A 17,738-nucleotide genomic window follows, 5' to 3' on the forward strand; every position below is an offset into this window, starting at 1 on the left:
GGCGGCACCCCGTCGTGACCCGATCAGAAGGCAGGCCGGGTGCGGGAGTTGTGCCCGTACTCCGGCTTGCCCTGGAGCGCACTCCAATTCGTACCGTTCGCTCCATGACCACATCCGCAGCCACACCATCCACGGGACCCACCCCTCAGCGCGGTATCGCCTCGGGCTTCGGAGCCCGCACCACCGCGGCCGAGGTCCTGCACGGCATCGACCTGTCCGGGAAGCTCGCGCTCGTCACCGGCGGCTACTCGGGCCTGGGCCTGGAGACGACGCGTGCCCTCGCCGAGGCGGGCGCCCGTGTCGTCGTTCCCGCCCGGCGGCCCGACGCGGCACGGGAGGCGCTCACAGCGGTCCCCGGCACCGAGGTGGACACGCTCGACCTCGGTGACCTCGGCAGCGTCCGGGCGTTCACCGGCCGGTTCCTCGCCACGGACCGCGGCATCGACATCATGATCAACAGCGCGGCGGTGATGGCCTGCCCGGAGACGCGGGTGGGGCCGGGCTGGGAGGCCCAGTTCGCGACCAACCACCTCGGTCACCACGCGCTGGTCAACGGGCTCTGGCCGGCGCTCGCGCGGGACGGCGGCGCGCGTGTCGTCTCCGTTTCCTCGGCGGGCCACCGCCGTTCCGCGATCCGCTGGGACGACATCCACTTCGAGCAGGGCTACGACAAGTGGGCCGCGTACGGTCAGGCGAAGACCGCGAACGCCCTCTTCGCCGTCGAACTGGACGCGCGCGGCCGCGAGTCGGGCGTCCGTGCCTTCTCGCTGCACCCGGGGGGCATCCTCACCCCGCTCCAACGCCACCTGCCCACCGAGGAGATGGTCGCGTTCGGGTGGATCGACGAGGACGGCAATCCCCTGCAGCCGTCCTTCAAGACCCCCGAGCAGGGCGCGGCGACGCAGGTGTGGGCGGCGACTTCCCCGCAGCTGGAGGGCATGGGCGGCGTCTACTGCGAGGACTGCGACATCGCTCCGCAAGTGCCCGACGGGCAGAACTCCGGCCCCGGCGTACGTGAGTACACGACGGACCCGGAGCAGGCGGCGCGGCTCTGGGCGCTGTCGGCCGGACTGACCGGTCTCGACGCGTTCGCGGGGAAGTCCGGGGCCTGAGGGCGGGCGGCGGCGCCGGCCAGGACGTCCGGCGCCGCGGGCCGAGAGCCCGAGCGGCGCGTAACCGGATGCCGCCACCGGCACCCGCATGGCGCAGGCGGCCGCATTTCCTTCGGCTGACACGACGTCCGGCCCGGCCCGTGAGCCGGCGGTCTCCGGCGAGCCCGGTGTGCCGTGAGCGATCCGGTGCGGGAGCCGCCCGGCACAGGGAGGACCTGTCGCACCGTCAGCTGACGGTGCGACAACCTGCGCTTTCAGTGGGCCGACCACAGGAGGCGGGGCCCGGTTCGCTCTGCTACAGGTGATTTCGTGGTCCGCGTTTCTTTCAGAACTCCGAGAAAGTCAGAACGCGTTGCCCCGATGGGGTTGTCGCGTTCATGGCGTACTGCCTTTACTGGCGGGGCGCGGAATCCGATTTCAGCCCGTGCGGGGGACGGCAGGTCTGCCGCTCCCCGCACGGGTCCCCCCACGCATCGGTGCCCGAACTCCGAGCGCGGGAGTCATTCCTTCCCACTCCCGAAGGAGACCGAGATGGCTGCACATCCAGGCTTCGACCGTCGCGCGCTGCTCCGCGGTGGTGTGGCTGCCACGGCCGCCGGTGCGATCGGCCTGGGCGCCGCCGGCACCGCGCACGCCGCCGCCCCGGCCGCAGCGGCGGCCCGCCCGCTCCGGAAGTCCCGCGCCAAGGCCGCAGAACCGCGTATCTACACCACCGAGGAGTGGGGCGCACGGCCGCCCTCGGGTGAGATCGTCATCGAGGACCACGTACCGACCTTCATCGTCGTGCACCACACCGCCGAGCCGGGCAACAGCGAGGACTACTCGCTTGAGCACGCGAAGAAGATCTGCCGGGACATCCAGAACCACCACATGGACGGCAACGGCTGGTCCGACAGCGGCCAGCAGTTCACCAACTCCCGCGGGGGATTCCCCCTGGAGGGCCGCCACCAGAGCCTGTCCGTCGTCCGCGGCGGCACGCAGCACGTGCAGGGCGCCAACGTCGGCGGCCACAACAGTGAGGTCATCGGGATCGAGAACGAGGGCCTGTACACCGACGTCGACGTGCCGGTGGCGCTGTGGAATTCGCTCGTCCAGCTCGTCGCGTGGATCGCGGCCCAGTACGGCACGCAGCTGCAGAACATCCAGGGCCACCGGGACTTCAACTCGACCGAGTGCCCCGGCGACGTCCTCTACGGACGCCTGCAGGAGCTGCGCGACGCGGTCGGCGGCGTCCTCGGCGTCCCCGCCCCCTCCGAGGACGACGTGCTGACCTGGCCGCTGCTGAAGCCCGGGTCCGCCGGCGCGGACGTGCGCGCCGCCCAGCATCTGCTGCGCGGCAAGGGCTACCGGGTGCCGGTCGACGGCATCTTCGGTGCGTCGACCAGGCGGGCCGTGGCCGAACTGGCAGACCGGCACGGCGTCAAGCGCCACACCTGCTCGGCCGCGTACCACTGCAAGGACGACGAGACCGGCTACCTCGGCTCCGACATCTGGCCCCTGATCACCCCCTCGTCGCGCGCCGCGGGCGGCGACGACGCGGACGACGCCGTCAATGCGCTGCTGCGCAAGAACCGGCGCCGTGCCCGGGTCGCGTCCTCGGGGAAGCTCACCCAGTCCGACTGGAAACGGCTGCTGTCCTGACGCGGCAGCCCTGACGCGAGGGATGCGGCCGGGTCGCGCTCCCCGGCCGCATCCCTCGCTCTTTCCTCCGCCTCGGGGTCTGCGATGCTGGTCCGGTGCCGCAGACGCCCCGGGAACCGCTGCCCGTCACTCCCGACCCGCCGGTCTCCACGTCGCCGCCGCTGCTCACCCAGTCCTGGCTCGACCTGGCCTTCGTGCACTGGGCGGCCGACCCGGCGGACGTCGCGCCGCTGCTGCCGCCGGGCACCGTGCCGGACGTGCTGCACGGCAGCACGTACGTCGGCCTCGTCGCCTTCCGCATGCACCGCGTGGGCTGGTTCCGCCTGCCGGGCATCCCGTATCTCGGCAGCTTTCCCGAGACGAACGTACGGCTGTACTCGGTGGACCGACTCGGGCGCCGGGGCGTGGTCTTCCGGTCGCTCGACGCGGCACGCCTGATACCCGTCACGGTGGCACTCGCCGCGTTCCGCATGCCCTACAGGTGGTCGCGCATGTCGGTGCGCAGGGACGGCGCGGCCATCACGTACACCAGCAGCCGGCGGTGGCCGGGGCCGCGGGGCGCGCGCTGCCGGATGACCGTACGGACCGGTGAGCCGGTCCAGGAGCCCACTGAGCTCGAACACTTTCTGACAGCCCGCTGGGGCATGCACAACACCTTCTTCAACCGGGCGGTGTATCTGCCCAACGACCATCCCCGCTGGCCGCTGCACCGGGCCGAACTGACCGAGTGCGACGAGGACTTGGTGACGGCGGCGGGGCTGCCCGCTCCGGCCGGCGGGCCCGTCAGCGTGCTGTACTCGCCGGGTGTGCCCGTACGGTTCACGCGCCCCGCCCGCCCGGCGGGGGTACCGACTCCCTGAACCGGCGCTCCGCCACGGCTTTCTGCACCGGCTCTCCGGACCGCTTCTGCCCCGGCTCCGCCTGCCGCCGCCCCGTCACCTGCCGCCGCGCGCGCCGGAACGCCTCTCAGAGGGGGCCGCGGCGCAACCGCACCCGGTAGGAGTACTGCTCCGGCAGGAAATGACTCACCGCCAGCTCGACGCGCTCCCCGGCGGCCGTCGCGTAGAGCCGGTCGATACGCAGCACCGGATGACCCGGCTCGCAGCGCAGCTCCGCCGCCACCCGCCCGGGTGCCGCCGCCACCGTGATGCTCTGTTCGGCGTCGGTGATCGGCGCGGGCAGCCGCTCGTCCAGCAGACCGATGACGGTGACGGTGCTCACCGCTCCGCACTCGGTGAGCTCCGGCACGGACCGCAGCGTCTCACCGACGCCGGGCGGCAGCCAGACGGCGGTGTGGCAGAACGGCACGTCGTCGTGGAGCCGCAGAAAGGCGGCGGACTGCACCACGTCGCTGTCCAGACCGAGTCTGCCCGCGGCGTCCACGTCGATCTGCCGGCGCAGCGGGGACGACAGGCGCATCGTGGTGTCGACGGACAGGCTCATCAAGTCGTCCACCGAACCGAACTGGCGCAGATAGCGGCTGCCGCGCGGCGCCGCGAACGTGCCGCGCCCGGGCACCCGGTGCACCAGGCCCTCCGCCACCAGGTCCTGGAAGGCGCGTCGCACGGTCTGCCTGCTGACCTGGTACGTACGGGCCAGCTCGGCCTCCGTGGGCAGGCGCGCCCCGTCGGGGTAGCGGCGGGAGAGGAGACCGGCCCGGAGGTCGTCGGCGAGACCGCGGTACGCGCTGCGGGCACGGCCCGCCGCCCGAGCGGCGCCGGCCGGGGCAGCGGCGCCGGCCGGGGCGGCGGTGCCGGAGTCCGTCACGCGAGGGTCACCTCCGCGGTGGCGTGCGCGTCCTCGCGGCAACTGGCCACCCGCAGCCGCACGCCGGTACCGCCCCCGGTGCCGCTGCCATGGCCACCGCGGCCGCCCGCCGGCCCGCCCTCCCCGCACGTCAGCAGCCGCTCGCCGCAGAAGACGGGCTTGCGCAGCCTGTACGACAGCGCGCGCACGCTCCGCCCGGGCACCTCGCGCCGTACCAGCTCCAGCATCGACAGCACCAGCAGGGGCCCGTGCACGACCAGCCCCGGATACCCCTCGGTGCCGGTGGTGTAGGGCTCGTCGTAGTGGATGCGGTGCGCGTTGGCGGTGAGGGCGCTGAAGCGGAAGAGCAGCGTGGGGTCGGTCCGCCACGGCCGCTGCCAGCCGGCGTCCGCCTCGGGCGCCGTCACGGTGTCCGGCACGAGCTCCGCCGGTACGGGCGCTCCGCCACCGCTGCGGTAGACCAGGTCCACCTCTTCCGTCACGCACAGCGCGCCACCCTGCCGGTATTCGCTCCGTACAGTCACGAACAGCAGTCCGCCGCTCCGGCCCTCCTTGACCTCGGCTCCTCCGAGCGAGCTGGTCAGTTCGGCGTGAGTGCCGAGCGTCAGCGGTGCCCGCACATCGAGGCGGCCGCCCGCGAACATCCTCCTCCGCTGCGGCAGGGGCGGGAGGAAGTGCCCGTCGCGTGGATGCCCGTCGGCGCCGAGTTCGCTCTGCCGAGGCCAGTTCAGGAAGTGCAGCCAGTGCCACAGCGGGGGCAGCGGCTGCCCGGCGGCCGCCGCCGGGAACGGCAGTCCGAGCACGGCGGACAGCGCGGCTGACGGCCCCGGGTCGAGGGCGTCGGTGCTGTGCACCGGACCGGGCCGCCACGTACGGGCGATGTCGCGGAGTGCATCTGTGCCGCCGGCGGCCGTCGGCTCGGACACTGCCATCCCCTCGCTCTCGCGCTCCCGCCCTCAGGACACCGGCGGTTCCGGTACGTACAAAGCAGGGGCATTCTCTGGAGCGCACCGCCCAGCAGTCAACAAGAGCAGAAGTCTTCGCAGTTCACAACGGCATTGACACGGCGCGTGAATTGGCCGTACAAATCTGGGCGTACGGCGGCGGACGAGCCGGACGGCGGGCGTACGGACCGGGGGCGGAGTGCCCGTCGGCGGGTACGGAAGACAACGGACCGGAACGGAACGATCCGAACGGAGCGGAGCCCATGACCGATGTCCGGCCGCTGGACGGCATCACGGTCGTCAGCCTCGAACAGGCCGTCGCCGCGCCCTTCGCCACCCGCCAGCTCGCCGACCTCGGCGCCCGCGTCATCAAGGTCGAACGCCCCGGCGGCGGCGACTTCGCCCGCCGCTACGACACGACGGTGCACGGCAGCTCCAGCTATTTCGTATGGCTCAACCGCTCCAAGGAGTCCCTGAGCCTCGACGTCAAGGACGAGCGGGGGCGTGCCGTGCTGGACGAACTCCTCGCCCGCGCCGATGTGTTCGTCAGCAATCTCGCTCCCGGCGCCGCGGGCAGGCTCGGTCTGTCGCCCGCCGAACTCACTGCCGCACATCCGCGCCTGATCCCCTGCACCGTCTCCGGTTACGGCACGAGCGGACCATGGGCGGACCGCAAGGCCTACGACCTGCTTGTGCAGTGCCAGACCGGTCTCGTCTCGCTCACGGGCACGGGCGGCGAGTCCGCGCGGGCCGGGGTGTCGGTCGCGGACATCGCAGCGGGCATGTACGCGTACAGCGGCGTCCTGACGGCCCTGTTCACCCGCGCGACCACAGGCGTGGCCCGACCCGTCGAGGTCTCCCTGTTCGAGGCGCTCGCCGAGTGGATGGGCCAGCCCGCCTACTACACGGCGCACACGGGCACGCAGCCGCCGCGCCTGGGCACCCAGCACCCGACCATCGCCCCGTACGGCGCGTACACCGCCGCCGACGGCAAGGACGTGCTCTTCTCCATCCAGAACGAGCGCGAATGGGCCGCACTGTGCACGGAGTTCCTCCAGGACCCCGACCTGGCAGGCGATCCCCGTTTCGCCACCTCCCCGGCCCGCGTCGCGCACCGGGAGGAGCTCAACACCATCGTGGCGGAGCGCTTCGCGCGCTCGGAGTCCGAGGAGGTCATCGCGGTCCTCGACCGGATCGGCGTGGCCTGCGCGGGGGTCAACTCCGTCGCCGAGTTCCTCTCGCATCCGGTGCTCAGCGGGCGCGACCGCTGGCGCGAAGTGGCCGTTCCCGGCGGTGCGCACGTGCGGGCGCTGCTGCCGCCGGCGGACCTGGCCGGAACCGCCGCCCGCATGGGCCCGGTTCCGGCTCCCGGCGAGCACACGGACGCGCTCCTCGGCGAACTCGGCCGCTCTCCGGAGCAGGTGGAGGCTCTGAGGGCGGACGGCGTCGTCTGACGCCGCTCCCCGCCGGCATCCGCACGGGCGAGTTCGGCCGCGGCCCGCTCCCGCAGCCCTGCCGTTCCGCCGCGGCCCAGGCCCGGCCCGGGAGGTGACGGCGGGACCACCGGCGGCCGGCGCCGCGGGAGCTGCCCGGCCCGCACCTCACCGGCGTGACCCGCACGGGCCGCGGCGCGTGTTCTCCGGGAGGCGGGCCGCCCGCTGCTGGCTTAGCGTCGGCACATGGGATCAGGTGAGTCTCACTTCGACATCCTTCTGCAGCCGCAGACGGCCGACTTCGAGGGCCACCCCGAGCACGGCCCCGTCCTGCGCGTGATCAGCGTGCGGGCGACGGGCGCGCAGGGCGAGTCCGGATATCCGCGCTACGCCGGCGAAGGGGTCGAGGCGGACATCGACCCGCGGACCCGTACCGTCGAGGCGATCACCGTCGACGGGGACGAACTCCCCTACGGATGGGTCGCGGAGATCGCCGAGGAGGACGGCGCCGCGAGCTGACGGTGGTGCCGGGCCGTCACTCAGCCCGACCTGTCCGCGCGCAGCCGCACCTGCTCCGCCAGCCGGTCGAGGCTCTCGTCGAGCGCGGCGGTCACCTCGTGGTCCGGCGGCGCGTGCCCCTCGTCGAGGAACGAGAGATGCACGGTGACCGCACTCGCGCCGCCGCCGATGCCCTCCACCTGCAGCCAGCCCGCGTAGCGTCCGTCGTCCCGTGTGCCCCACTCCAGGCGGAGCTGGTCCCTGCGGGCGCGCAGCAGCGCCGGGGCGTCCCTGCCGGTGTCGTCGTCGTGCACGGTGACGGCGGGCGGTTCCTCCGCGTGTACGTGCAGCTCCCGCGGAAGCCACGTGTCGATCTGTTCGACGTCGCCGGCCTGCGCGAAGACCTCTTCGGGGAGGGCCGCCACGGTGCGGGAACGCTCGTGTTCGCTCATCGGCTCCAGGTTCCCGCCCGCAGGTGGTCAAAACGGACAGCACCGCGGGTGGTGCCGGTGCCCGCCCGGACGGGTTCAGACGGCCCGTACCCCGGCGAGGGTCAGTTCCGTGATCCGCTGCGCCGCGTCGGTGCGGAAAAGCGCGGCGCCCTCGCGGATGCGCTGTTCACGTACCGGCCCCGGCCGCACAGCGGTGTCCAGCGCTTCCGCCAACTCCTCTTGGCCGCGGGCGAGTCCGGACAGGCCGGCCTCGGCCATCGCCCGTACGCCCTCGGCGCCGTGCCCCGGCAGCGGCCGGTATCCGATCACCGGAACCCCGGCGGCGAGCGCCTGCGCGGCCGTCTGCCCCGCGGCGTTGTCGACGAGCGCGTCCGCGGAAGCCATCAGGTCCGCCATGTCATCGACCCAGCCCAGCGCGAGCGTCCCCGGCAGTGCGGCTGCCCGGCGCCGCAGCCGCTCGTCGCGGCCGCACAGCAGTACGGGGCAGAACCCGTGCGCCGCCAACTCCCGTGCCGTGTCCGGCAGTCCGGACCCCACACCCCACGCTCCGGCGGAGAGCAGGACCACCGGGCGCCCGGGAGCCAGCCGTCCGAACTCGCCACGCCAGTACCCGGGCGCGGATTCCCGAGCCGCCGTGAACGCCTCCGGTACCACGGGCCCGGTCGCCTCCGCCGGCCTGCCCGTGACCGCCGAGGCCGTACGGGCGGCCGACCCGGTCACGCACAGATACACGTCGTTGCCCGGGTGGAGCCATCCGCGGTGCACGGCGAAGTCGACGACCGTGACCACGCTCGGGATCTGCAGCACGCGGCGCTTGCGCAGCCTGCCCGTCACCTGGGCGGACAGATGGAAGGTGGAGATCACGGCATCGGGCTGCCAGGAGTCCACGATGCGCATCAGGGGACGTTCCGCCAGCGCCGCGAGGGGCGCGCTGCCCGGTCTCGGCACCGTGGCCCCGTCCGGACGGCCCGCCCCGTACCCTCCGTGCGCTCCGTCCGGCCCGGCCGCTCCGTGCTGCCCGCGCGGCCCCGGCGCGAGGAACGCGGCGTAGATCCACGCGTACAGCTGCGGCACGTGCCGGACCGCGCCCTTGTACCCCGCCCGCAGCGCGGGCCCCACCCCCGACGGGAGCAGTGTCAGGACATCCTGGATACGCGCCGAGTGGCCACGTGCCTGAAGCCGCTCGGCAAGCTCGCCGGCGACCGCGTCGTGACCCGCGCCCATGCTCGCGCTCAGCAGCAGAAACCGTTGCCGCACAGTGCTCCACCAGGTCCGATCGTCGGCGCCGGACCCCACGGCACGGCGCCCGTACGGGTGACTGGGTGCCGCGCTACCGGCAGGCCGAACCGGGCCCGATCGAGTGATTCGGGCTGCTGTACGAACGAACCCCCACAGGCGGCTGCGGCCTATAGCCAGCATTCTGGGAGTCCTGCTCCTGATCACCCGGAGGGTGTCATGTTCGAGGGTTCTGGGCGTCTCGCAGCGCGCGGCACGCAGCGGCCGGTGGCGCTCATCACCGGTGCCTCGTCGGGCATCGGTACGGCGGTCGCCGAGCAGCTCGCGACGGAAGGCAGCTGGCGCCTGCTGCTCAACGGACGTGACGAGGAGCGCCTCGGCGACGTCGCCGTGCGCACCCGGGGCACCGCTCTGCCCGCCGACGTCACCGACCCGCAGGCACGCGCCCGTCTCGCCCGCGAGGCGCTGGCGCACGGCGGGCGGGTCGACGCGCTGGTCGCCGGGGCGGGCATCGGCTGGGCCGGCCCCTTCACGGCACAGCCGGTCGAGTCCATCGACCGGCTGCTGGCGGTCAATCTCTCCGCTGTCGTGCACCTGGTGCGGCTGCTGCTGCCCGGGATGGTCGCCCGTCGCATGGGCCGCATCGTGCTCATCGGCTCCATGGCCGGCAGCGTGGGCGTACGCGACGAGGCGGTCTACTCCGCGACGAAGGGCGGCCTCATCGCGTTCGCCGACAGCCTGCGCTACGAGCTGTCCTCCACGGGCGTGCGAGTCTCCGTGGTGATGCCGGGCGCCGTGGACACCCCCTTCTTCGGCCGCCGCGGTGCCCCGTACCACCGCACCAGACCCCGGCCGGTGCCTCCTTCACTGGTGGCGGCGGCCGTACGCAGATCCCTCGTGCACGGCAGGCCCGACGCGTACGTGCCCGGCTGGCTCGGTCTGCCGGCGCGGCTGCACGGCGTCGCGCCCGGTGTCTTCCGCTCCCTCGCCCAGCGCTTCGGCTAGGAGTCGGTACGACGTGTTGCTTCTGGCGGTAAGTGTCTTCCTCGCGCTGCTGGCGGCCCTGGCCAACGCTGCGGCGTCCGTGCTGCAGCGGCGTGCGGCGGCGACGGAACGGGTCACCTCCAGCGGCAGGCGCTTCTCCTGGCTCACCCATCTCCTGCACCGGCCGGTGTGGATGTGGGGCTCGGCGATGCTCGTCTTCTCCGGGATCTTCCAGGCAGGCGCCCTCGCCACGGGCCCGCTCGCAGTGGTGCAGCCGGTCATGGCGACGGAACTGCTGTTCACGCTGGTCGTGGGCAGCGTCTTCTTCCACCGCCGCCCGGACGCCCGCGCCTGGTGGGCGTTCCTGTCGATGGTCACGGGCCTCGCCGTCTTCCTCATCCTCGTGCACCCCTCGGTGGGCACGACGCGGGTGCCGGTCGGCCGGTGGGTGACGGTCGGGGCGGTGGTGCTCGCCGCCGTGATCGGGCTGCTCGTGCTCGCCGCGAGACTGCCGTCGTCGCCGCGCGCGACGGTGCTCGGCACGGCGACGGCCTTCGGGTTCTCCGGTACGGCCGCGCTGATGAAGGACGCGGTGGCCCGGCTGTCGGACGGGCTGGTGGCTCTGCTGACGGCGTGGCAGACCTACGGCGTCGCCGTGGTCGGCCTGGCCAGCTTCCTGCTGCTGCAGATGACGCTGCGCGCGGGAACCCTGGTCGCCTCCCAGCCGGCCCTCACCCTGGGCGACTCCCTGATGAGCCTCGTGCTGGGCGCGGTGCTCTTCGACGAGCATCTCCGGCTCGGGTGGCTGATCTTTCCGGAGCTGGGCGCGCTGGCCCTGGTCGGACTGGGCAGCCTCCAGCTGGCGAGGACACCGGAGGTCTCGGGCGACCAGCAGGGACAAGTGTGGTGAGCGCCGGCAACCGGCGGTCCTCCGGCACGCTTCGCGCGTCCCGGGAGGGTGCGCTGTGGGCGGGAGCCGCCGCACTCGTGACGGCGGGCTGGCATCTGGGGCCGGCCGCCAGCTGGCTTCCCGCCGTGCGCAGAGTGGTGAGCCCTGCCCTGGACGGCCGCGGCAACCCCGCCCATGTCGCGCTGACCTTCGACGACGGGCCGGATCCGGTGAGCACTCCGTACTTCCTGGAGGAGCTGGGACGGCTCGGCGCGCGGGCCACCTTCTTCGTACTCGGCAGCCGGCTGGAGCGGTATCCGCAGCTGGGGCGGCGCATCGTGACGGAAGGCCACGAACTGGCCGTGCACGGCTGGCAGCACGAGCGGTTCTGGCATCCGAGACCGCGCCGGGACCTGCGCGATCTGGCGAGGGCGACGGGCTCGGTGCAGCGAGCCTCCGGTTCGCGCCCCCTCTGGTACCGGCCGCCCTACGGCGTTCTCACCGCGACCCGGCTGGCGGCGGCCCGGCGGCTGGGCCTGCGGCCCGTGCTGTGGACGGCGTGGGGCCGTGACTGGACCGCGACGGCCGACGCGGACAGCGTCCTCGCGGAGCTGGCCGAACGGATGGGCGGCGGAGCGACCGTACTGCTGCACGACAGCGACCACGCCTGCGCCCCCCGCGCATGGCACTCGGCCCTGGAGGCGCTGCCGCACCTCGTGATGCGGTGCCGGGCCGAGGGGCTGACGGTGGGGCCGCTGGCCGAACACGGTCTGCGGTCCGCGTGACGTCGCCGCCCCCGGCCCGGCACCGCTGCCGGCGGGGTGGTTCAGCAGATGCGCGGAAGCTGCTCCCCCACCGGAAGGTCCACCACGCGTGTGCCGCCCAGTCCGGTGCGGGCGACGACCATGCCGGGGTGCGCCTCGACGCACTCGCCGATCACCGCGGCCTGCGCACCCAGCGGGTGCTCCCGCATGGCGGCCAGCACCGCCTCCGCGTGCTCGCGGGGAACGAAGGCGACGAGCTTGCCCTCGTTCGCGACGTACATCGGGTCGAGTCCCAGCACCGCGCACGCGTTGGCCACCGGCGGCGGGACCGGCACCGCCTTCTCCTCCAGGACCACGCCGGCCCTCGCCGCGACCGCGATCTCGTTGAGCGCCGCCGCGAGCCCGCCCCGTGTCGGGTCGCGCAGCACATGCAGGTCCGGTGTGACGGCCAGCATCGCCTCGACGAGACCGCCGAGCGCGGCGCAGTCGCTCTCGACCTCCACGCCGAACTCCAGTCCGTCGCGGACGCTCATCACGGCGACGCCGTGCACGCCGATCTCCCCGCTGACGATGACGACGTCACCCGGCACGGCGCGCTGCGGGCGGATGTCCACTCCCTCGGGGATGAGGCCGATGCCCGCGGTGTTGAGATAGATGCCGTCGCCGCGTCCCGCCTCGACCACCTTCGTGTCGCCGGTGGCGACCTCGACGCCCGCGGTGCGTGCCGCGGCACCGAGCGCCTCGGCGACGCGTGAGACCAGCGTCACCTCTACGCCCTCCTCCAGGATGAAACCGCAGGAGAGGTAGGCCGCACGCGCGCCGCTCATGGCCAGGTCGTTGACGGTGCCGTTCACGGCGAGGTCGCCGATGCTGCCGCCGGGGAAGAACAGCGGCCGTACGACGAACGAGTCGGTGGAGAAGGCCAGACGCGTGCCGCCCAGCGTGAGGGCCGCGGAGTCGGAGAGCCCGGCGAGCAGTTCGCCTCCGAAGGCGGGCGCGAAGATGTGCTCGACGAGTTCGGAGGAGAGCGCTCCCCCGCCGCCGTGGCCCATCACCACACGCGGCTGGTCGCGCAGCGGCGCGGGGCAGGTCCAGCCGGAGAAGTCGGGCGCGGCGGGTTCGGCGGCCGGGGCGGCGAGGCCGGTGGTCTCAGACAACGGGGCTTCCCTCCAGCGGTGCGGACGCGGACGCGGTGCTCGTGCCGTCCGGCGTACGGGGGCCGCCCAGGGCGGGCGGCTCGGCGTTCTCGTTCACTGACGGCCTCGTGCGCGCACCCGTGCCCGCGCCCCTGTCCGCGCCGGCTGCCGGGCCCGTGCTCCGAAGCCTGCGGTAGAGGTAGTACGCGGCGCACGCGCCCTCGCTGGAGACCATCGTGGCGCCGAGCGGCGTACGGGGGGTGCACGTCGTGCCGAACGCCTCGCACTCGTGCGGCTTGAGAAGCCCCTGCAGAACCTCGCCGCTGCGGCACTCCTCGGGCTCCCGGGTGTCGATGCCGGTGACCGAGAAGCGGTGCTCGGCGTCGAACTCCCTGTACCGGGACGCGAGTCGCCATCCGCTGCCGGGGATCACGCCGATGCCCCGCCAGGCCCGGTCGGTGACCTCGAAGATGTCCGCGAGCATCGCCTTCGCCGCCGGGTTGCCCTCCGGCGGCACCACACGGGCGTACGCGTTGTCGACCGTGTACTCGCCGCGCTCCAGTTGCCGCACTGTGCGCCGTACGCCTTCCAGCACGTCGAGCGGCTCGAAGCCGGTCACCACGATCGGCACCCTGAACCGCTCGGCCAGCGCCGGGTATTCACCGGTGCCCATCACGCTGCACACATGTCCCGCAGCGAGGAAACCCTGCACCCGGCACGACTCCGACTGCATGATCGCCTCGATGGCCGGGGGGACGCGTACGTGCGAGACGAGCAGGCTGAAATTGCGGATGCCCAGCTTGCGTGCCTGATGCACCGTCATCGCGTTGGGCGGCGCGGTGGTCTCGAAACCGATACCGAAGAAGACCACTTCACGGCCGGGGTTCTGCTGCGCGATGCGCAGCGCGTCGAGCGGCGAGTAGACGACCCGGACGTCGCCGCCCTCGCCTCGGACCCGGAACAGGTCGCGGTCCGTGCCGGGCACGCGCAGCATGTCGCCGTAGCTGCAGAAGATCACTTCCGGCCTGGAGGCGATCTCCAGGGCCTTGTCGATGACCTCCAGCGGCGTCACGCACACCGGGCAGCCCGGGCCGTGAATCAACTCCACCTGTTCCGGCAGCAGTTGGTCGATGCCGTGCCGGATGATGGAGTGCGTCTGACCGCCGCAGACCTCCATCAGGGCCCAGGGCCGCGTGACGGTGGCGTGGATGTCGTCCAGGAGTCTGCGCGCGAGGGCGGGGTCCTGGAATTCGTCGATGTACTTCATTTCGCCGCCTCCTGTGCAGCAAGCGCCCAGGGGTCGCCGAACTCCTCTTCCAGCAACCCGAGTTCCTCGAACAGTGCGAGCGTCTGCCGCGCCGACTCCTCGTCCAGCCGCTGCAGCGCGAAGCCGACGTGGACGATCGTGTACTCGCCGGGCTGCAGGTCCGGCAGGTATTCGCAGCACACCTCCTTCGCCACGCCGCCGAAGTCGACGGTGGCCATGCGGGTGCCGTCCCGCTCCTCGATCTCCAGCACCTTGCCGGGTACCGCCAGGCACATGGTGTCTCTCCTTGCTCTTCGGGTCGGCCCGGAGCCCTCCGGACCTCCGTGACGTAGCGGTGCCGTCTCAGCGGACGGTCCGCCTGCGCGGCGGCGGCGCGGTCTCCGCGCGGGCAGCGACCATCAACTGGCCCAGGGCGAGGCCGCCGTCGTTGGGGGGTACGAGGCGGTGCCGCAGCACGGTGAATCCGTCCTCGTTGAGCAGGCGCGCACAGGCCGCGGACAGCAGGGAGTTGGTGAAGACACCGCCACTGAGTGCGACCGTCCCCAGCCGGTGCCGCTCCCGCGCGATGCGGCACACCCGCAGTACGAGCGCGGCGACGGAACGGTGGAAGCGCGCCGCGGTGGACCCGGCGGGCACTCCGGCCCGTACGTCCGCGGCGATGCCCGCCAGGACCGGTGCCGGATCGCAGGTGAGGGTCTCGGCGGCCGTGGTGCGCAGCGTGAACGCCCAGTCGCGGCGTTCCGGTTCGTCCCCGTGCCCGGCAGCGGCCGCCTCGAACTCCATGGCGGCCTGCGCCTCGTAGCCGGCGTGGTGGCACACCCCCGCGAGTGAGGCCGCCGCGTCGAAGAGCCGCCCCATGCTGGAGGTGGGCACGCAGCCCAGGTTCCGCTCCAACTGGACGGCGAGCGCCTTCAGTTCGTCCTCCGGGCAGGCGGCGGTGCACGGCAGGTCCGCGTCCCACGGCAGACCCGCGGCGTGGAGGTGGGCCAGCGCCATCCGGTAGGGGCGCCGGACCGCCGCGTCGCCGCCGGGAAGCGGCACCGGGCTCAGATGTGCCAGCCGTCGGTAGCCGTCGTAGTCGGCGAGGAGGAACTCACCGCCCCACACGGTCGCGTCGTCCCCGTACCCGGTGCCGTCGAAGGCGACGCCGATGACGGGAGCGCTGCCGTCGAGGCCGTGCTCTGCCATGACGGAGGCGATGTGGGCGTGGTGGTGCTGCACCCGGTGTACGGGCCGTCCGTCCGCGTTGCGCTCGGCCCAGCCGGCGGAACGGTATCCGGGGTGCCGGTCGGCGGCGAGCAGCGCGGGACGTACTCCGGTGATCGCCTCCAACTGCCGTTCCGCGCCGTCGAAGGCGTTGAGCGTGGCCAGATCGTCCATGTCGCCGATGTGCGCGGAGAGCCACGCGTGGTGGCCCTCGCCCGCGCAGAAGGTGTTCTTCAGGTCGCCGCCCACGGCGAGCCCCGCCGTCACCGGCACCGGCAGATTCACGGGGAAGGGCGCGTATCCGCGCGAGCGGCGCACGGGCAGCTGCTCCCCGTCCGTGACGCGCACGACCGAGTCGTCACACGGCACATGGATCGGCCGGTCGTGCGTGAGCCAGGCGTCGGCGAGCGGGGCGAGCCGCTCCAGCGCCTCCTCGTCGGAGGTGACGATGGGCTCACCGCCGAAGTTGCCGCTGGTCATGACGAGCAGCCGCGGGCCTGGAGGGTCCCCGGGAAGCCCGAGGAGGAGATGGTGCAGGGGCGAGTACGGCAGCATGATCCCCAAGTCGGCGCTGCGCGGTGCCACTTCGCCGGCCACTGCCGGCGCCTGCCCGGCGGGCCCCGTGCCGTACGCGCGCCGGCGCAGCAGCACGATCGGACGGCGCCCCCCGGTCAGCAGTTCCCGTGCCACGGCGTCGAGGTGCACGAGCCGCGCGGCGTCCTCCAGGTCCCGCGCCATGAGCGCGAACGGCTTGTCGCCGCGGGCCTTCCGGCGGCGCAGCAGGCTGACGGCACCGGCGTTCGAGGCGTCACAGGCGAGGTGGTAGCCGCCGATACCCTTCACCGCCACGATCGCCCCTTCGGCGAGCAACCGCCGTGCGGCGGCGACCGGTTCACCGTCCGGCGAGCCGCCGGCGCCCCGGGCACCGGCGGGTACGTGCAGCCTCAGCCGCGGACCGCAGTCGTGGCACGAGACGGGCTGTGCGTGGAAGCGGCGGTCGCCGGGGTCGGAGTACTCCTGCGCGCACCGCTCGCACATCGGGAAACCGTTCATGGTGGTGTGCGAGCGGTCGTACGGAAGCCCGGTGACGATCGTGAAGCGGGGGCCGCAGTGCGTGCATGTGATGAAGGGATGCCGGTGACGCCGGTCGGCCGGGTCGCTCATCTCCGCGAGGCAGTCCGCGCAGGTCGCGGTGTCCGGTGCGACGAGAGTACGGGCGGTCCCGCCGCGCCCCCGCGACTCCGCGATGGTGAATCCGCGGCCGCCGGCGGGGGTCATCGGCTCGTGCGTCACCGACTGGACGACGGCGAGCGGCGGAGCGTCCGTGCTGATGCGGCCGCAGAAGGCCGTGAGTGCCTCGGACCCGCCCTCGACCTCGGCGACGACGCCGTCCCCGGTGTTGGCGACATGCCCTGAGAGACCGAGTTCACCGGCGAGGGCGTACACGAACGGCCGGAAGCCGACCCCCTGGACGACGCCCCGCACGGTGACCCTGCGGCGCTGCGCCGGATGGGTGTGCTCCGTGCCGTTGCGTGCCGCGGTGGCGGTGCCCTGCTGCGGGTTCACGAGTGGCTGCGGGCCGGCACGCCGGCGGCAGAGGCGGTGGTGATGGTGGTGTGCGGGTGCGCGTGTGCCCCGGCGTCCGCATGGGCGTGCGGGTGCGCGTGCGTGTGGGTGTGGGTGTGCCCGTACGAGCTGCCACCGCCGGAACCGGACCCGGTGCGGGCCATCACGGGCCGGTGCGCCTCCTCCCCTCCGGCGACGGCCAGCGCACGCTCCAGCAGCAGACCCGTGCCCGTGCCCCTGCGCGCCGAGGTGAGCACCACGTCGACTCCCGGGTTGACCTGGTGGACGTTGGCCCGGAACGCCTCCTCGTCGAAGCCGGCCGCCTCGGCGATGTCGTCCTTGGTGACGATCACGAGCTGCGCCAGCCCGAACGCCGTGGGGTACTTCAGCGGCTTGTCCTCCCCCTCCGTCACAGAGGCGAGGACGACGCGCAGCGATTCCCCCAGGTCGTAGGAGGCGGGGCAGACCAGGTTGCCGACGTTCTCCACGAACAGCAGCCGCGTGCCGGCGGGCAGCCAGCCCTCCAGCTGCTCGCCGAGCATGCCGGCCTCCAGGTGGCACAGCCCGTCCGTGAGCACCTGTTTGACGGGAACGCCCGCCCGGGCGAGGCGCTCCGCGTCGTGCTCGGTCGCCAGGTCGGCGGTGAGCGCCGCCACGGGCACACCACGCGAGGCCGCCAGGGCGAGTTCGGCTTCGAGCAGCGCCGTCTTCCCGCTGCCGGGGCTGGAGAGGAGGTTGACGACGGTGGTTCCGCGGGCGGTCAGTTCCGCGCGCAGTGAACCGGCGCGCTCGTCGTTCTTCACGAGCACCGCCTGCTGCAGATCGACGACTCGGCACATGCGT

At 73.1% G+C, this 17,738-nt stretch carries 17 protein-coding genes; 8 read left to right on the forward strand and 9 right to left on the reverse strand.

Going from position 1 to position 17,738, the window contains the following annotated elements; translation table 11 throughout:
* Positions 1-104: 104 nt before the first annotated feature.
* From AN215_RS02535 to AN215_RS02545, 3 genes are all read left to right on the forward strand, one after another.
* A complete protein-coding gene (locus AN215_RS02535; RefSeq protein WP_070012398.1) occupies positions 105-1,112 on the forward strand; it encodes an SDR family NAD(P)-dependent oxidoreductase in 1,008 nt (335 codons plus the stop codon).
* Positions 1,113-1,643: 531 nt separating this feature from the next.
* On the forward strand, positions 1,644-2,753 hold the full coding sequence (locus AN215_RS02540; protein WP_070031094.1) for a peptidoglycan recognition protein family protein: 1,110 nt from the start codon (positions 1,644-1,646) through the stop codon (positions 2,751-2,753).
* Between the two features lie 95 nt (positions 2,754-2,848).
* On the forward strand, positions 2,849-3,613 hold the full coding sequence (locus AN215_RS02545) for a YqjF family protein (RefSeq protein ID WP_070012394.1): 765 nt from the start codon (positions 2,849-2,851) through the stop codon (positions 3,611-3,613).
* A 106-nt stretch (positions 3,614-3,719) separates the two neighbouring features.
* On the opposite strand, the gene AN215_RS02550 is transcribed toward AN215_RS02545, so the two are convergent.
* Positions 3,720-4,520 (reverse strand): GntR family transcriptional regulator, encoded by an 801-nt coding sequence (locus AN215_RS02550; protein WP_079122610.1) that lies wholly within the window; start codon positions 4,518-4,520, stop codon positions 3,720-3,722.
* Positions 4,517-5,452, reverse strand: a complete 936-nt coding sequence (locus tag AN215_RS02555) for an HTD2 family dehydratase (RefSeq protein ID WP_070012393.1) — start codon at positions 5,450-5,452, stop codon at positions 4,517-4,519. The genes AN215_RS02550 and AN215_RS02555 overlap by 4 nt, the downstream gene beginning before the upstream one ends.
* A 275-nt stretch (positions 5,453-5,727) precedes the next feature.
* Here AN215_RS02555 and AN215_RS02560 point away from each other — a divergent pair, with 275 nt between their 5' ends.
* Positions 5,728-6,918, forward strand: coding sequence for a CaiB/BaiF CoA transferase family protein (locus tag AN215_RS02560; RefSeq protein ID WP_070012391.1), 1,191 nt, complete (start codon positions 5,728-5,730; stop codon positions 6,916-6,918).
* A 225-nt stretch (positions 6,919-7,143) separates the two neighbouring features.
* Positions 7,144-7,416, forward strand: a complete 273-nt coding sequence (locus AN215_RS02565) for a hypothetical protein (protein WP_070012390.1) — start codon at positions 7,144-7,146, stop codon at positions 7,414-7,416.
* A gap of 20 nt (positions 7,417-7,436) precedes the next feature.
* On the opposite strand, the gene AN215_RS02570 is transcribed toward AN215_RS02565, so the two are convergent.
* Both AN215_RS02570 and AN215_RS02575 read right to left on the reverse strand, forming a co-directional pair.
* Positions 7,437-7,847 carry an SRPBCC family protein gene (locus AN215_RS02570; RefSeq protein ID WP_070012389.1) on the reverse strand — a complete coding sequence of 137 codons (411 nt, stop codon included), beginning with the start codon at positions 7,845-7,847 and terminating at the stop codon, positions 7,437-7,439.
* Between the two features lie 75 nt (positions 7,848-7,922).
* On the reverse strand, positions 7,923-9,104 hold the full coding sequence (locus AN215_RS02575; protein ID WP_245694156.1) for an MGDG synthase family glycosyltransferase: 1,182 nt from the start codon (positions 9,102-9,104) through the stop codon (positions 7,923-7,925).
* A 198-nt stretch (positions 9,105-9,302) separates the two neighbouring features.
* On the opposite strand from AN215_RS02575, the gene AN215_RS29035 reads away from it, so the two are divergent.
* Genes AN215_RS29035 through AN215_RS02590 form a run of 3 tightly spaced genes read left to right on the forward strand, consistent with a single transcriptional unit; the run spans position 9,303 to position 11,741 of the window.
* Positions 9,303-10,088 (forward strand): SDR family NAD(P)-dependent oxidoreductase, encoded by a 786-nt coding sequence (locus AN215_RS29035; RefSeq protein WP_070012387.1) that lies wholly within the window; start codon positions 9,303-9,305, stop codon positions 10,086-10,088.
* Positions 10,089-10,101: 13 nt separating this feature from the next.
* Positions 10,102-10,977 (forward strand): DMT family transporter, encoded by an 876-nt coding sequence (locus tag AN215_RS02585; protein WP_079122613.1) that lies wholly within the window; start codon positions 10,102-10,104, stop codon positions 10,975-10,977.
* A 53-nt stretch (positions 10,978-11,030) separates the two neighbouring features.
* The gene (locus AN215_RS02590; RefSeq protein ID WP_070012551.1) at positions 11,031-11,741 is read left to right on the forward strand and encodes a polysaccharide deacetylase family protein; all 711 of its coding nucleotides are present in this window, start codon (positions 11,031-11,033) and stop codon (positions 11,739-11,741) included.
* A 41-nt stretch (positions 11,742-11,782) separates the two neighbouring features.
* Here the strand turns inward: AN215_RS02590 and hypE are convergent, their stop codons facing one another.
* The 5 genes from hypE to hypB all read right to left on the reverse strand — a co-directional run bounded on the left by hypE (position 11,783) and on the right by hypB (position 17,734).
* Positions 11,783-12,877: a hydrogenase expression/formation protein HypE gene (hypE, locus tag AN215_RS02595; RefSeq protein ID WP_070012386.1), complete on the reverse strand. Its 1,095-nt coding sequence runs from the start codon at positions 12,875-12,877 to the stop codon at positions 11,783-11,785.
* Entirely contained in the window at positions 12,870-14,123 is a 1,254-nt protein-coding gene (gene hypD / locus AN215_RS02600; protein ID WP_079122614.1) for a hydrogenase formation protein HypD, read from the reverse strand. Before hypD ends, hypE begins: the two co-directional genes overlap by 8 nt.
* The gene (locus AN215_RS02605; RefSeq protein ID WP_070012385.1) at positions 14,120-14,398 is read right to left on the reverse strand and encodes a HypC/HybG/HupF family hydrogenase formation chaperone; all 279 of its coding nucleotides are present in this window, start codon (positions 14,396-14,398) and stop codon (positions 14,120-14,122) included. Before AN215_RS02605 ends, hypD begins: the two co-directional genes overlap by 4 nt.
* Before the next feature lie 67 nt (positions 14,399-14,465).
* Positions 14,466-16,895: a carbamoyltransferase HypF gene (hypF, locus tag AN215_RS02610; RefSeq protein WP_070012384.1), complete on the reverse strand. Its 2,430-nt coding sequence runs from the start codon at positions 16,893-16,895 to the stop codon at positions 14,466-14,468.
* Complete coding sequence (hypB, locus tag AN215_RS02615; RefSeq protein WP_070012383.1) at positions 16,892-17,734, reverse strand: hydrogenase nickel incorporation protein HypB; 843 nt, start codon at positions 17,732-17,734, stop codon at positions 16,892-16,894. Before hypB ends, hypF begins: the two co-directional genes overlap by 4 nt.
* Positions 17,735-17,738: the final 4 nt, after the last annotated feature.

The organism is Streptomyces abyssalis, from assembly GCF_001751365.1.
GTDB classification, from domain to species: domain Bacteria; phylum Actinomycetota; class Actinomycetes; order Streptomycetales; family Streptomycetaceae; genus Streptomyces; species Streptomyces abyssalis.

What these genes read in the sequence shown, in the direction of transcription:
- AN215_RS02535 (WP_070012398.1), top strand. Translation starts at nt 105, where the DNA reads ATGACCACATCCGCAGCCACACCATCCACGGGACCCACCCCTCAGCGC.
- AN215_RS02540 (WP_070031094.1), top strand. Translation starts at nt 1,644, where the DNA reads ATGGCTGCACATCCAGGCTTCGACCGTCGCGCGCTGCTCCGCGGTGGT.
- AN215_RS02555 (WP_070012393.1), bottom strand. Translation starts at nt 5,452, where the DNA reads ATGGCAGTGTCCGAGCCGACGGCCGCCGGCGGCACAGATGCACTCCGC.
- AN215_RS02560 (WP_070012391.1), top strand. Translation starts at nt 5,728, where the DNA reads ATGACCGATGTCCGGCCGCTGGACGGCATCACGGTCGTCAGCCTCGAA.
- AN215_RS02565 (WP_070012390.1), top strand. Translation starts at nt 7,144, where the DNA reads ATGGGATCAGGTGAGTCTCACTTCGACATCCTTCTGCAGCCGCAGACG.
- AN215_RS02570 (WP_070012389.1), bottom strand. Translation starts at nt 7,847, where the DNA reads ATGAGCGAACACGAGCGTTCCCGCACCGTGGCGGCCCTCCCCGAAGAG.
- AN215_RS29035 (WP_070012387.1), top strand. Translation starts at nt 9,303, where the DNA reads ATGTTCGAGGGTTCTGGGCGTCTCGCAGCGCGCGGCACGCAGCGGCCG.
- hypD (WP_079122614.1), bottom strand. Translation starts at nt 14,123, where the DNA reads ATGAAGTACATCGACGAATTCCAGGACCCCGCCCTCGCGCGCAGACTC.
- AN215_RS02605 (WP_070012385.1), bottom strand. Translation starts at nt 14,398, where the DNA reads ATGTGCCTGGCGGTACCCGGCAAGGTGCTGGAGATCGAGGAGCGGGAC.
- hypB (WP_070012383.1), bottom strand. Translation starts at nt 17,734, where the DNA reads ATGTGCCGAGTCGTCGATCTGCAGCAGGCGGTGCTCGTGAAGAACGAC.